Below are 13,849 nucleotides of genomic sequence, written 5' to 3'. Positions count from 1 at the left end.
TGCACCAATGGCAATCGAGCCCATGGCCGGCAGACCATGAGCTTGATATTTCAGGGGGAAATCAGCTGATTCAGCTGTCCATCACGTCGTGACGCGCGTGGTGATAGGCCTCTTCATCCTTACCGTGGCGCCAGTAAGGCACGGCGTAGACCCGGGTGCGATCCACCTCGAGCGTGCGCCGCACGTGGCGGCGCATGGGGACCACCAATCCCTCTTCTCCGCCGAACCAGAAGTAGCTCTGTTGCTCTTCCAGCGGCAGGGCGGTGAAGTACTCCACCAGCGGCGCCGTCTCTTCGGGGGAGCCGACAAACCAGCGCAGGGTTACCCCGGCGGGCAGCGACAGATCCTGCACATCTTCCTGATAGGGCACCAGCAGGGCGATGTGGCCGCGGGCATCGGCGGGCATCACCTCGGCCATGGCGCTGATGGCGGGCAGGGCGGTGAGATCCCCCACCATGTAGTAGTGGCTGGCAGGCTGCAGCATGGGGTCCGGACCACCGGGGCCCGAGATGGCCAGCAGGTCGCCTGGCTTGACCTCGTTGGCAAAGCGGCTGGCAGGGCCGCCATCGCCGTGCAGGGCGAAGTCGATATCCAGCTCCAGCGCCTCGCGGCGAAATGCGCGAATGGTGAAGGTACGCATGATGGGGCGCTGGCTCGGATCTTCCCAGCGCGGCCCCTGCGGGGTGGGGGTGGGCAGTACGGCGTGGGCCTGGCCCGGCTGGGGCAGCATGATCTTGATATGGGCGCCGCCACAGGTGAAGGGGTAGTCAGCGAGCTCCGGGCTGGTCAGGCAGATCCGGCGCAGGTGCGGGCTCACATCCTGAATGTGCTTGACCGTGAGCAGACGGGGACGATTGACCGGGGCGGACTGGGACATGGGTATACTCCTGACTGATAATGGCGCCCATTCTTCATTAAATGAAAATTATTATCAATTGCTTTGTGTGCCAGCGGTCAGACCCTGGTCGAGGGGACAAGGCACACAAGGGGAAAGAATAAGGGAGAGGCCTGATGCCCTTGCGCGGTGCGAGGGCATCAGGCAAGGCGGGTCAGCTGCGATCGCTCCCCCCCAGCGCCTTGTAGATCCTGGCCATGGTGTTGAGCTGCTCCTTCTGCTGGCCGAGCAGGGCGAGCTCGGCATCCCACAACCGGTTCTGCTCATCCAGCCAGGGCTGTACCCCGGTGGCACCAGCCTGGTAGCGGGCTCTGGCCAGCCGCTCCGCCTCCTTGGCAAAGTCCAGCTGCTCAGCCAGGTAGCTCAGGCGCTGCTCGCCGTGGTGGCGGGCGGCCAGACCATCTTCCACCTCCACCAGTGCGCTGTAGAGCTGCTTGCGAAACTCCGCTTCGGCTATCTGGTAATCGAGCCTGGAGCCCGCGATGGCGAGCCGGGTCTTGTTGTACTCGAGGAAGGGCAGCGCCAGCGTGGCGCCCAGGGTACCCACCGGGTTTTGCAGCACCTGGGTCAGGGTGTCCGAGCTGCTGCTGGCCCCGCCGGTCAGGCTCAGGGTGGGGTAGAAACCTGTGCGGATCTCGTCCCCCTTCGCCAGGGTCTTGCGCAGGCGCAGCTCGGCGGCGCGCACGTCGGGGCGCCACGCCAGCACATCGGCCGGAATGCCGACCGCCAGCGTGGGGATGGGGGCCGTCGGCAGCGCCTTGGGTTCGAACGCCAGCGGGCCGCTACTGCGGCCGAGCAACAGCCGCAGGGCATTGCGGGCCTGCTCCTGCTGCATCAGGAGCGAGCTGAGCTCCGCCTGCTTGCCGGCTTTTTGCTGGCTGGCCTGCACCAGGTCGAGCCGGGTCACGGCGCCGGCCCGGTACTTGGCCTGGGTCAGCTGCTCGGCACGCTCATAGTTGGCGAGCTGCTGCTGGCCGAGGGTGATGGCCGAGCCGAGATAGGCCAGTTGCCAGTACTGCTCCAGCGCCTTGCCGATCAGCATCAGGCGGGTGGCCGCCAGATCCTGGGCGGAGGCCTCGGCCTCCCAGCTCGCCTGATCCCGCACCGAGGCGAGCCGGCCCCACAGATCCACCTCGTAGCCGAGGGTCAGGGAGGGACCCATGCTGCCGCTGGCCTTGCCGCTGTTCAGGTCCTTGGTGCCATTGCCGCTGATGCCGGCATTGACCGAGGGGGTCAGGTTGGTATCGGCCAGATCGGCGCCGAGCAGGGCACTGCGCAGACGCAGGCCGGCTACCTGCATGTCCGGGTTGGCGGCCAGCACGGCCTCGATCAGCCGATCCAGCTCGGGGTCGTGGAAGCCTTGCCACCAGGGGCCGGCCTGCTGTTGGGTGAGGCCGTCGTCCGGCTGTTGCCAGTGGTCGGCCAGCGCCAGATCCTGCCGCTGATAGCTGCTCTGCTGGCTGCAGGCACTGAGACCGAGTGCCAGGGTGAGGCAGAGCCCCAGTTTGGATAAGTGGTACATCGTCATTCCCTCGCCAGCGCCTCGACCGGGTCGAGCCGGGCAGCATTGCGGGCGGGCAGATAGCCAAACAGGATCCCGATGAGCGAGGAACAGCCAAACGCCATCAGGATGGAAAAGAGCGAGAAGTGCATCTGGATGCTCTCCACGAACAGGGAGAAGAGCAGGCCGATGAAGAGGGAGACGCCGACCCCGAGCATGCCGCCCAGCAGGCTCACCATCACCGCCTCGATCAGAAACTGCTGCAGTATGTCCGACTGGCGGGCACCGACCGCGATGCGGATGCCGATCTCGCGGGTACGCTCCACCACCGACACCAGCATGATGTTCATCACCCCGACACCGCCGACGATAAGGGAGATCACCGCGATGGCGGAGACCAGCAGCGTCATGGTGGCGGTGGTCTTCTCCACCGACTTGATGATGCTGTCGCTGCTGAAGGTGAAGAAGTCCTTCACCCCGTGGCGCTGGGTCAGCAGCTCGATGGCGGCCTGTTCGGCCAGCGCCGGTTGCACCCCGTCCTTGACCCGGATGGTGAGCTGGCTGAAGTGGTTCTGGGAGATGAGACGGCTCATCACGGCGCTGTAGGGCAGCCAGACGTTCACCGACTGGCTGCTGCGGCCAAATCCGGTCTCCTCTTCCACCACGCCGATGATGCGCACCGGCAGGGTGCCGACCAGCACCACCTGACCGACGGGATCCTGCTTGCCGAGCAGGCTCTCGATGGTCTTGCCGTCCACCACCGCCACCGCCGCCCGGTTCTGGATGTCGCGCTCGTCGAACAACCGGCCGTTGGTGAGCTTCATCCCCTTGACCCGGAAGAAGTCGTTGCCGACCCCCACTATGCTGCCGCTGCTGGTCTTGTTGCGATAACGCAGCTGGCCGGGGGCGGCTATCTGGGGACTGGCCCCTTCCAGGTAGGGCTGACCGAGCAGGGCGTCGAGATCCCGCTTGTTGAGGGTCTGGATGCTGGCTGCCTTCTCGTCCCCCCAATCCTTGCCGGGGAAGATGTCGATGGTGTTGGTGCCCATGGCGTTGATCTGATCGATCACCTTGGCGCGGGCCCCCTGGCCGAGCGCCACCACGCTCACCACGGCGGCGATGCCGATGATGATGCCAAGCATGGTGAGGAAGGTGCGCATGCGGTGGGCCAGCATGGCATGCAGCGCCATGCGCGCCGCTTCCCGGTAGCGATCCCAGTCGTGGCCTGCCCCTTCCTTGCCGGCAGGGGCGGCGGTCGGGGTCACGGGGACGGCCGCCGGCTTGCGGCCGCTGTCCTCCTGCACCCGGCCATCTTTCAGGGTGATGATCCGGTCGGCGTGGCTGGCCACCTCCATGTCGTGGGTCACCAGTATGATGGTGTGGCCCTGGGCGTGGAGCTCCTTGAGAATGGCCATCACTTCCTTGCCGCTCTGGCTGTCGAGGGCCCCGGTCGGTTCGTCCGCCAGGATCACCTCGCCGCCGTTGGCCAGCGCCCGGGCGATACTGACCCGCTGCTGCTGGCCGCCGGAGAGCTGGCTCGGGGTGTGATGACTGCGATCGCTGAGCCCCAGTCGCGTGAGCAGCGCCTGGGAGCGGGCCTGGCGCTCGGCCCGTGGCATACCGGCATAGACGGCCGGGATCTCCACGTTGGCGGCGGCATTGAGGTGCGGCAGCAGGTGGTAGCGCTGAAAGATGAAGCCGAAGTGGTGGCAGCGCAGCCGGGCGAGGGAGAGGGCATCCAGGGTCGCGGTATCCTGGCCGCGGAACAGGTACTGGCCGCTGCTCGGCCGATCGAGGCAGCCCAGCAGGTTCATCAGGGTCGATTTGCCGGAGCCGGAGGCGCCGACGATGGCGATCATCTCCCCCGCCTCGATGGTGAGGTCGAGCGGATGGAGTACGGTCACTTCCTGCTCCCCGCTCTGATAGCGGCGCTCGATCCCCTTGAGCTGGATCAGCGGCTCGCTCACAACATGATCTCCATGTCATTGTTGCTGGCCGGCTTGCCCTGGCCCAGGGTGACCTTCTCCTGCTCGTTCAGGCCGCTGACCACTTCGATCTTGATGTCGTCCTTCATGCCGGTCTTGATGCGGCGGGTCTCCTTCTGATCGTCCTCCTTGAGCAGGGTGACCTCGTACTCGTTCTCCCCGAGCTTCTTGCCAAGGGCGGTCTGCGGAATGGTCAGCACCTGCTTGCGTTCGCCGAGCACTATGGTGACCTGGGTGGTCATGGCGACCCGCAGGGTGTGATCCGGGTTTGGCACATCGAACAGGGCGTAGTAGTAGACGGCGGCGTTGCTGGTGGCCGTGGTGCTGGTGGCCTGCTCGTTGATGTTGGTGGGAGCCAGCTCGACGGTGCGCAGGGTGCCGTGGTAGCGGGTATCCGGGTCTCCCATCAGGGTGAAGTAGACCGGCATGCCGGCCTTGACCCGGGTGACGTCCGCTTCCGAGATCTGCGCCTTGACCGTCATGGTCTCCAGGTTGGCGAGCTTGAGCAGGGTCGGCACCGTCTGGCTGGCAGCCAGAGTCTGGCCCTGACGGGTCACAATGCTGACGACGGTGCCATCCATGGGGGCCTGAATGCGGTTGTAGCCGAGCTCGGTCTTGGTGCGCTCCACCTTGATCTGGGCATTCTCGACCTCGGCCTGGGCGCTCTGCAGCTCGGCTTTGGTCACGGCCAGCAGGGCTTCGGCGCTCTCCAGATCGGCGCGCGAGCTCGCTTCCTGCCTGAACATCTGCTGCTGACGGCGCCAGCTCAGCTCATTCTGCTTGAGCTGGGCCTGCTTGATCTTGAGCTGGGCGCGGCGGCTGGCGAGATCCGCCTCGGCAGTTTTGAGGTTGTTCTGGGCGATCAGCGGGTCGATTTCGGCCAGCAAATCCCCCTGCTTGACCTTCTGGCCCGCCTCCACCGCGAGATAGGTGACCTGGCCGGAGACCTGGGCACCGACGTCCACCTGCTCGATGGCCTGCAGTACCCCGCTGGCCAGCACGGTCTGCTCCACGTCCTGACGGGTCACCTGGGCGGTCAGCACCGGCTCGGGCGCCTTGCTCGGCCAGATCAGCCAGCCGATGGCGAGCAGGGAGACGAGGGCGAGCAGGGCAATTTTTCTCTGCTGGGGAGTTATGTTCATGTTTCACCTGAAAGAAGCGAACGAAGGCGTGCAAGGGCAATATCCTGCAGCAAACGAGGCTTAAAAAACAGCGATGAATATGTAAGGAAACATGTAGATAGCCTTGTCATTAGGCCGGGGCAATGAGGAAGGCAAGCAGGGGATGGCGGGGTAAAAAGGACCCCGCAAGAGAGGTGGCAACAGGGTGCCCACCTCGCGGGTGGGCACCCCGGTCATCAACCGACGGCTTTGAGCTGCTCGCTGTAGGGCTCGTGGCAGATCTGGATGTCGATCGGCAGTTTGTAGATGAGCAGGCGGGCCAGGGAGCCTTCCATCCAGTGGTGGCGGCTGCCGACCAGCAGCAGATCGGTCGGATGGGCGGCCAGCCAGCGTTTCAGGTCGGGCACCACGTCGTCGACCACCAGACACTGATAATCCACCGGGTGCTGCAGGGTGGTGATGAGTTCGCTGATGATGGCCTTGGCATCCAGCGTGCCCTGGGCGCTGCGCTCCTCTTCCGACAGCGACAGGCTCTTGCGGCGCATCTTGCTGCTGTGGGTCAGGTGCAACAGGGTCAGCTCGCTCCCCATGGCTTGTGCCAATTGACTCGCTTTGGCCAGCGTCTCCTGCTCGTAATCCTTGCCTTCCAGCAACAGCACAATATTGGTTGAGGTCATAAGCAGTTCTCCCTTGGCATGGCGCGGGTCACCCGGGACAAACGGCCTGTCCCATACCACTGTGTGCCCGCTATGTGTCGCATAGCACGAACCTGGCTCTCTGTGCGGCAGGTGTCACCTCGTGTCGGTGATGCATCGCCAGGCCATGTTCGTTTACATCATCATAACAGACTGAGTTGAATGGAAAATGAAGGAAAACCGGGTTTTGGCGGGAAAATGGGGGACGAGGCGGTAAAAGTGTGAGCAAAGCATGAGTTGCCTGGCCGGGAAGCGCCATGAATAGGCCGGTGAGGCAGAGGGTGAAGGGGACTGAAAAGAGGAGTGGGCGGCGAGCCGGCAGAGGCCGGCTCGCCGCCTGGGGTCAGATCTGCTCGCCGGAGAGATAGCGGGTCAGCCAGGGCAGCCCCTCTTTCTTGCGGCTGACGGCGCCAACCAGATGCGTCGGCTGCTCGGGCAGAATGCCGTTGCTGGCGAAGTAGAGCTGGCTGCCCCCTTTGGCCAGGTCGGTCAGCATCAACACATAGGCATCCAGCTCATCCTGCATCAGTCGCGCTTGCATGGCTTGTTCCAGCTCGGCCTGGCGGCTGTGTAGCTGGGCGGGATCCATCACGCAGATCTGGCTGACATAGAGCTGATAGCCGGCGATCTGGTAGGCCTTCTCGTCGGCGGCAAGCAGCTCGGTCATGGGGGCGTCACCGAGCTGAGTGCGGCGTTCCAGCAGGGTCTGGGCAAAGGGCTCCAGCGCCAGATCGGCCAGCGGCAGCAGGGCATGGACGGCGGCGCGGTCGCGGGCCGTGGTGGTGGGCGAGGTGAGGCTGAAGGTATCGCTGATGATGGCCCCCAGCAGCAGGCGAGCCTGGGCGCGGGAGAGGGTGTCATAGCCCATCAGCTCCAGCAGCACGGTGGCGCTGCACCCGACGGCCCGGATCCAGGCATCGAGCGGGCCCCGGGTGATGAGGGTACCGATGCGATGGTGATCGATGAGACCCTGCACGTCCGCCTCGGCCAGCCCTTCGGGGCCCTGCTCCAGCTCGCTGAAATCCACCAGGAACACCTCCTTGTTGGCCACGCTGCCCTGCAGCAGAGGCGGGGCGGCAACGCCGGCAGTTTCCAGAATGAAGCGGGTCTCGGCGATGGGCTCACCGAGGGCATAGGCCTGGGCCGCCCGACCCTGCCGAGTGAGCCAGTCGGCGGCAACCAGAGCGGTACAGATACTGTCGCTGTCGGGATTCTTGTGACCAAACACGTGGAGCATGGTGCCATTCCTGCGGTTGATGACGTACCTGAGGCAAGATCAGGTATGCGGGGCAAATGGGAAAACAGGGGCTGGCCCCCGCTCTGGTTTCACTCTATGCGCCGTCCCCGCTCATGGCAACCGGCGCAGGCCGCTCTGCTGCGGGCGAAATCCTGTGGTCAAAGGGGCGCCCACTCCTGCTGCTGAATCGTCTGGGGGCAGGACAGGGAGACAGACCAGGGTAGCAGATTAGGGCTGGGAGGGAGGCAAGACCGGACAGGGAGACAAGCGGAAGGAGATAGCCGCGTGGTAAGCGCCGGTGGGCTCGTCCATGGCCGCAAGGTTCACGCCGCAGGAGTTGGAGAGGAGACGCGGGCAAGCAAAGAGATAAGGCCGTGGCTCGGGTTGGTTAGCGACAAGGATGCACCAACCCCAGCCCGACCAGGCAGGCCGTGACCATGCAAACCGCCGGGGGGGACCCTTCAGGATGCGGCAACGGCGGCATGGTGATGATGCTCCAGTAGCCGCAAACCGCCGTCACCAGCAGGCGAGGTTACGTGGGGCACCTGATGCTCACCGTGGACCCCGCATGCAGATGGCTGACCTGTATCTCAGCAGGCCAGCAGTTCGCGGGCGTTGGCCAGGGTATTGTCGGTGATCTGATCCCCCCCAGCAGGCGGGCCAGCTCGTTGAGACGGGCCCCTTGATCCAGCGCCTGCATCTGGGTTTCCGTGGTCTTGCCGTCGGTGTGCTTGCTGACCACCATGTGCTGATGGCCCTTGCCAGCGACTTGTGGCAGGTGGGTGACCACCATCACCTGGGTGGATTCACCCAGCTGGCGCAGCAGGCGCCCCACCACGGCGGCGGTCGGGCCGCTGATGCCCACGTCTACTTCGTCGAAGATCAGGGTGGGGGTGGAGACCTTGCGGGCGCTGATGACCACGATGGCCAGGCTGATGCGCGACAGTTCACCGCCGGAGGCTACCTTGCCGAGCGGCTGGATCGGCTGACCAGGGTTGGTGGTGACCATGAACTCCACCCGATCGATGCCAAGGGGCGAGAGGCTGCTCTGGGCATCGGGGCGTACCTCGATGGCGAAGCGGCCATCCGGCATCGCCAGTTCGTGCATGCTGGCGCTCACCTTGGCGCCAAGCTCCTCGGCGTAGCGCTGGCGACTCTGGCTCAGGGCCTCGGCGGCTTGCACAAAGGCCAGGCGGGCCTCGGCCAATTCGTCTTCCATCCCCTCCAGGCGCTCCTCGTCGGAGTGGAGGCGGGCGAGATCCGAGGCCAGCTCCTGGTGGTGCAGAGCCAGCTCGGCCGGTTTGACGTGGTGCTTGCGGGCCAGATTGATGGCCTTGGAGAGGCGGGCCTCCAGCTCGTTGAAACGCTCGGGATCCAGCTCCAGCCGGTCCAGATAATTGCGCAGTTCGCTGTGGCTCTCCTGTACCCCGATCAGCGCCTCGTTGAGCATGCCGAGCACGTCGCCAAGCCGGCTATCCATGGCGACCAAGCTCTCGGCCCGATCAACGACGGTCTGCAGCAGGCCGGCGATGGTGGTCTCCTCGTTGTCATAGAGCAGGTCGAGACAGGCGCCGCACTCCTGCATCAGCTCGGTGCCGTTGGCCAGCCGCTGGTGCTCCTCTTCAATCTCTTCAAACTCCCCCGGTTGCAGGGCGAACTCGTCCAGCTCCTGCACCTGATATTCGATGAGCTGGCGACGGGCCTCCCGCTGCTGCTGCTCGGCCTTGAGCCGGTTGAGTTCGTTCTGCAGCTGGCGCCACTGCTGGTAGTGGCGACGCACCTCATCGAGCAGCAGATGGTGGCCGGCGTAGCCATCGAGCAGGGCGAGCTGGTAGTCGGGTTTGAGCAACATCTGGTGGGCATGCTGACCATGGACGTTGACCAGCAGCTGGCCCAGGTTTTTGAGCTGGGTGAGGGGGACGGGCACGCCGTTGATGTAGCTGCGCGAGCGCCCCTCGGCGGAGATGACCCGCCGCACGATGCACTCCCCTTCGTTTTCCAGCTCGTTGGTGGCGAGCCAGGCGCGGGCGGCCGGGTTGCCGTCCAGCAGGAAGCGGGCGCTGACCTCGCTCTTGTCGCTGTCCGGTCGTACCATGCCGGCCTCGGCCCGTTCCCCCAGGCACAGGCCCAGGGCGTCGATGGCGATGGATTTACCGGCCCCGGTCTCACCCGTGATGCAGGTCATACCCGGTTGCAGATCGAGTTCGAGAAACTTGACGATGGCGAAGTTGTTGACGGTCAGCTGGGTCAGCATGGTCTCATCCTGTATGGGCCAACATTACTGTGTATGCATCCAGTATATACTGGTTTTCCATACAGTAAAGAGTCGACCCGCAACAGGATGCGCAGGAACGTCAAGCGTGGGTCAGAACAGCTTGCTGCCCCAGCCGAGCTTGTTGCGCAGCACGTGGAAGTAGCTGTAGTCGAGCGGATGCACCAGATGCAGCTTGTGGCTGCTCTTCTTGATGAGGATCTCGTCCCCCGGGTGGACCGCCAGGGTCACCTGACCGTCGCAGCTCACCTGCATGGCGTCGTCCTGATTGTCCGGTGAGACCAGCAGCCGTACTTCGCTGTCGGCGTCCAGCACGATGGGGCGGCTGCTCAGGGTGTGCGGGAACATGGGCACCAGCGTGATGGCATTGAGCTTGGGGGTGAGGATGGCGCCCCCCGCCGACAATGAGTAGGCGGTGGAGCCGGTGGGGGTGGCCACTATGATGCCGTCCGAGCGCTGGCTGTACATGAAGCTGCCATCGATGTAGACCTCGAACTCGATCATGTGGGCAATCTTGCCCGGGTGCAGCACCGCCTCGTTGACCGCCAGATTGTTGGACTTGCGCTCGCCGTGGCGATAGACCGCCGCCTCCAGCAGGAAGCGGTGCTCGCTCTTGTAGTGGCCGCACAGCACCTGCTCCAGCGGCAGCAGGTAATCCTGCGGCGAGAGATCGGTCAGAAAACCGAGGTTGCCCCGGTTCACCCCAATCACCGCCACGTCGAAGCGCGACAGCACCCGCGCGGCCCCCAGCATGTTGCCGTCACCACCGACCACGATGGCGAGATCCGCCTGCTGGCCCAGCTGCACCAGGTCCATCACGTTCTCGTCCATGATGCCGAGGGCATGGGCCACCCGGCTCTCCACCAGTACCCGAAAACCGCGGGTGGTCAGGTATTGATGCAGGCCGGTCAGGGTCTGGTTGGCCCCTTCGTGGTGGGGTTTGCCAATCAGGGCGATGGTTTTGAACGGAGAATCCATAGTCTGTCGGGTCTGGGATGAGTATTGGGGGGAGTATACCGCGCTTTGGGGGGGATTTGTCTGCCACCGGCTGGTCCGGCCGCAGCGAATGCGGGGAAAAAGCCCCAAATTGCCCGCCGCTGCACGCTCTTGGCGATAATGGCGCCTTTTTCCCCTTGAAAGCCGGGGATCCATCCCCATAATAGCGCCAACATAGTCGGCCCATTGCCGTCCGGTCGCTCAACCGGGTGGTCGGGCCCTCAATAAGTAACCCCGGAATTGGAGATGTCATGAACCACGAAGAACAAAAGGTTGAAGCGATGGAGCAAGTGGAAGCCCAGCCAGTCGAGCCGACCGATGTAGACAGTGAAGTGACAGCCGAGCAGGCCCGCATTGCCGAGCTTGAGGCACAACTGGATGCTGCCCAGCAAGCCTCCCTCGAGGAGCGCGAGCGTGCCATTCGTGCCGTCGCCGAGATGGAAAACCTGCGTCGCCGTGCGGCCCAGGACGTGGAGAAGGCCCACAAGTTCGCGCTGGAGAAGTTTGCCGCCGAGCTGCTGCCGGTACTGGACAACCTGGAGCGTGCCATCGAGCTGGCCGACAAGGAAAACGAGGCGCTCAAGCCGATGATCGAAGGGGTCGAGCTGACCCTCAAATCCATGCAGAGCTCGGTCGGCAAGTTCGGCCTCAATCCGCTGGACCCGCTCAATCAGCCGTTCGACCCCAATGCCCATCAGGCGATGAGCATGATCGAGAACGCCGAGCTTGCCCCCAACACCGTCATTGCGGTGATGCAGAAGGGTTACGAGCTCAACGGCCGCGTCATTCGTCCGGCCATGGTGATGGTTTCCAAGGCCCCGGCCTGAGCCCCATCGCTGTGCTGAGCCCGCCGCTCGGCGGGCTTTTTATTGGCAAGTGCCCCGGCCGCGTGGTCGCCGGGGGCACAGATAACCGGTCTTCATCCTGCCAATGGCAATGAATGAAGGCAGGTTTTTTCAGGGCGGGGCTTGAAGCGGCGGCTTGCGACCCCATATAGGGTGCAAGGCCACGGCGGCACAAAAAATTTGATGCCGGGAGCTTGAAAGCCAGATTGGCAGCCCCCACCTAGCCGTTAACGCATTAAGGCGAGCCCCTCGCCAGTTTATTCAAAGTATTTGGAGATTCGTCAAATGGGTAAAATCATCGGTATTGACCTGGGTACTACCAACTCCTGCGTCGCTATTCTGGATGGCGACCATGCTCGCGTGATCGAGAACGCGGAAGGTGACCGTACTACTCCGTCCATCATTGCCTATGCCGATGACGGCGAAATCCTGGTTGGTCAGCCGGCCAAGCGCCAAGCCATCACCAACCCGAAGAACACGCTGTTCGCTATCAAGCGTCTGATCGGCCGTCGTTTCGAAGATGACGAAGTACAGCGCGATCTGGAGATCATGCCGTACGCCATCGCCAAGGCCGACAACGGTGACGCCTGGGTAGAAGTCAAAGGCAAGAAAATGGCACCGCCGCAGATCTCTGCCGAAGTGCTCAAAAAAATGAAGAAGACCGCCGAAGATTATCTGGGCGAGCCGGTGACCGAAGCGGTCATCACAGTGCCGGCCTACTTCAACGATGCCCAGCGTCAGGCTACCAAGGATGCCGGTCGCATCGCCGGTCTGGATGTAAAACGCATCATCAACGAACCGACTGCCGCGGCTTTCGCCTACGGCGTGAACAAGGTTAAGGGCGAGCGCAAGGTTGCCGTGTATGACCTGGGTGGCGGTACTTTCGACATCTCCATCATCGAGATCGACGAAGTCGAAGGCGAGACCACCTTCGAAGTACTGGCGACCAACGGTAACACCCACCTGGGTGGTGAAGACTTCGACAACCGCGTCATCAACTACCTGGTTGAAGAGTTCAAGCGCGAGCAGGGCATCGACCTGCGCAAGGATCAACTGGCCCTGCAACGTCTGAAAGACGCAGCCGAAAAAGCCAAGATCGAGCTCTCTTCCGCTCAGCAGACCGACGTGAACCTGCCGTACATCACTGCAGATGCCACCGGTCCGAAGCACATGAACATCAAGGTGACCCGCGCCAAGCTGGAATCCCTGGTGGAAGACATGGTGAAAGACTCCTTGGAGCCGGTCCGTGTCGCCCTGAAAGACTCCGGTCTGGCCGTTGGCGAGATCGACGACGTCATCCTGGTAGGCGGTCAGACCCGCATGCCGATGGTGCAGAAGGCCGTTGCCGACTTCTTCGGCAAAGAGCCGCGCAAAGACGTCAACCCGGACGAAGCCGTGGCCATGGGTGCTGCCATCCAGGGTGCCGTACTGTCTGGTGACAAGACCGACGTACTGCTGCTGGACGTGACCCCGCTCTCCCTGGGTATCGAAACCATGGGCAGCGTGATGACTGCGTTGATCGAGAAGAACACCACCATCCCGACCAAGAAGTCCCAGGTGTTCTCCACTGCCGAAGACAACCAGTCTGCCGTGACCATTCACGTGCTGCAGGGTGAGCGCAAGCGCGCCAGCGACAACAAGTCTCTGGGCCAGTTCAACCTGGAAGGCATCCGTCCGGCACCGCGTGGTCTGCCGCAGATCGAAGTGACCTTCGACATCGACGCCAACGGCATCCTGCACGTCTCCGCCAAAGACAAGGAGACCAACAAGGAGCAGAAGATCACCATCCAGGCCTCCTCTGGTCTGTCTGATGACGAGATCGAACGCATGGTACGCGAAGCCGAAGCCAACGCGGCCGAGGACAAGAAGTTCGAAGAGCTGGTGCAGACCCGCAACCAGGCTGATGGTCTGGTCCACTCCGTTCGCAAGCAGATCACCGAAGCCGGTGAAGCCCTGCCTGCCGACGACAAGACCAAGATCGAAGCTGCGCTGAGCGAGCTGGAAAGCGCCATCAAGGGTGACGACAAGGCTGCCATCGAAGCCAAACAGCAGGCTCTGCTGGAAGCGTCCCAGAAGCTGATGGAAATTGCCCAGCAGCAGGCTCAGGCACAAGGTGCCGCCGGTGCTGATGCCGGTCAGTCCTCTTCTTCCGCCAAGGCTGACGACGACGTGGTCGACGCCGAGTTCGAAGAAGTGAAAGACGACAAGAAGTAAGCCCGACCCAGATGGGCGAAGCAGGCTTCGCCCATCGGCTTAGTCAATGAATTTACGGGCGTTGGGTGACCAACGCCCGTCTGCGTAA

At 63.5% G+C, this 13,849-nt stretch carries 9 protein-coding genes and 1 pseudogene; 2 read left to right on the top strand and 8 right to left on the bottom strand.

Translation table 11 applies throughout. From position 1 onward, the window contains the following. Nucleotides 1–70: 70 nt before the first annotated feature. From E5E96_RS00420 to nadK, 8 genes and pseudogenes are all read right to left on the bottom strand, one after another. Entirely contained in the window at nt 71–877 is an 807-nt protein-coding gene (locus tag E5E96_RS00420) for a siderophore-interacting protein (RefSeq protein ID WP_042065747.1), read from the bottom strand. 172 nt (nt 878–1,049) lie between these two features. Next, the gene (locus tag E5E96_RS00415) at nt 1,050–2,423 is read right to left on the bottom strand and encodes an efflux transporter outer membrane subunit (protein WP_171281311.1); all 1,374 of its coding nucleotides are present in this window, start codon (nt 2,421–2,423) and stop codon (nt 1,050–1,052) included. Further along, nucleotides 2,420–4,363 (bottom strand): MacB family efflux pump subunit, encoded by a 1,944-nt coding sequence (locus E5E96_RS00410; RefSeq protein WP_171281310.1) that lies wholly within the window; start codon nt 4,361–4,363, stop codon nt 2,420–2,422. The genes E5E96_RS00415 and E5E96_RS00410 overlap by 4 nt, the downstream gene beginning before the upstream one ends. Continuing rightward, complete coding sequence (macA, locus tag E5E96_RS00405; RefSeq protein ID WP_171281309.1) at nt 4,360–5,523, bottom strand: macrolide transporter subunit MacA; 1,164 nt, start codon at nt 5,521–5,523, stop codon at nt 4,360–4,362. Before macA ends, E5E96_RS00410 begins: the two co-directional genes overlap by 4 nt. 215 nt (nt 5,524–5,738) lie before the next feature. Further along, nucleotides 5,739–6,179, bottom strand: coding sequence for a universal stress protein (locus tag E5E96_RS00400; protein WP_171281308.1), 441 nt, complete (start codon nt 6,177–6,179; stop codon nt 5,739–5,741). Between the two features lie 361 nt (nt 6,180–6,540). After that, complete coding sequence (locus E5E96_RS00395; RefSeq protein WP_043121541.1) at nt 6,541–7,434, bottom strand: DHHA2 domain-containing protein; 894 nt, start codon at nt 7,432–7,434, stop codon at nt 6,541–6,543. Nucleotides 7,435–8,024: 590 nt separating this feature from the next. Next, nucleotides 8,025–9,688, bottom strand: a pseudogene (recN, locus tag E5E96_RS00390) (DNA repair protein RecN). A 111-nt stretch (nt 9,689–9,799) separates the two neighbouring features. Continuing rightward, on the bottom strand, nt 9,800–10,684 hold the full coding sequence (gene nadK / locus E5E96_RS00385; protein ID WP_005303013.1) for an NAD(+) kinase: 885 nt from the start codon (nt 10,682–10,684) through the stop codon (nt 9,800–9,802). Nucleotides 10,685–10,953: 269 nt separating this feature from the next. Between nadK and grpE the strand changes: the two genes are divergently transcribed. Together grpE and dnaK are read left to right on the top strand one after the other, a co-directional pair. Next, the gene (grpE, locus tag E5E96_RS00380; RefSeq protein ID WP_011706782.1) at nt 10,954–11,529 is read left to right on the top strand and encodes a nucleotide exchange factor GrpE; all 576 of its coding nucleotides are present in this window, start codon (nt 10,954–10,956) and stop codon (nt 11,527–11,529) included. 303 nt (nt 11,530–11,832) lie between these two features. Then, entirely contained in the window at nt 11,833–13,761 is a 1,929-nt protein-coding gene (dnaK, locus tag E5E96_RS00375; RefSeq protein ID WP_011706781.1) for a molecular chaperone DnaK, read from the top strand. Nucleotides 13,762–13,849: the final 88 nt, after the last annotated feature.

The sequence above is a fragment of the Aeromonas sp. 1805 genome, assembly GCF_013085525.1.
Classification (GTDB): Bacteria; Pseudomonadota; Gammaproteobacteria; order Enterobacterales; family Aeromonadaceae; genus Aeromonas; species Aeromonas hydrophila.
This window is presented reverse-complemented; position numbering and strand designations above follow the sequence as displayed.

Bases quoted from the DNA above. Each gene is read 5' to 3' on its own strand.
- E5E96_RS00420 (WP_042065747.1), bottom strand. From the start codon at position 877: ATGTCCCAGTCCGCCCCGGTCAATCGTCCCCGTCTGCTCACGGTCAAG.
- E5E96_RS00415 (WP_171281311.1), bottom strand. From the start codon at position 2,423: ATGACGATGTACCACTTATCCAAACTGGGGCTCTGCCTCACCCTGGCA.
- macA (WP_171281309.1), bottom strand. From the start codon at position 5,523: ATGAACATAACTCCCCAGCAGAGAAAAATTGCCCTGCTCGCCCTCGTC.
- E5E96_RS00400 (WP_171281308.1), bottom strand. From the start codon at position 6,179: ATGACCTCAACCAATATTGTGCTGTTGCTGGAAGGCAAGGATTACGAG.
- E5E96_RS00395 (WP_043121541.1), bottom strand. From the start codon at position 7,434: ATGCTCCACGTGTTTGGTCACAAGAATCCCGACAGCGACAGTATCTGT.
- nadK (WP_005303013.1), bottom strand. From the start codon at position 10,684: ATGGATTCTCCGTTCAAAACCATCGCCCTGATTGGCAAACCCCACCAC.
- grpE (WP_011706782.1), top strand. From the start codon at position 10,954: ATGAACCACGAAGAACAAAAGGTTGAAGCGATGGAGCAAGTGGAAGCC.
- dnaK (WP_011706781.1), top strand. From the start codon at position 11,833: ATGGGTAAAATCATCGGTATTGACCTGGGTACTACCAACTCCTGCGTC.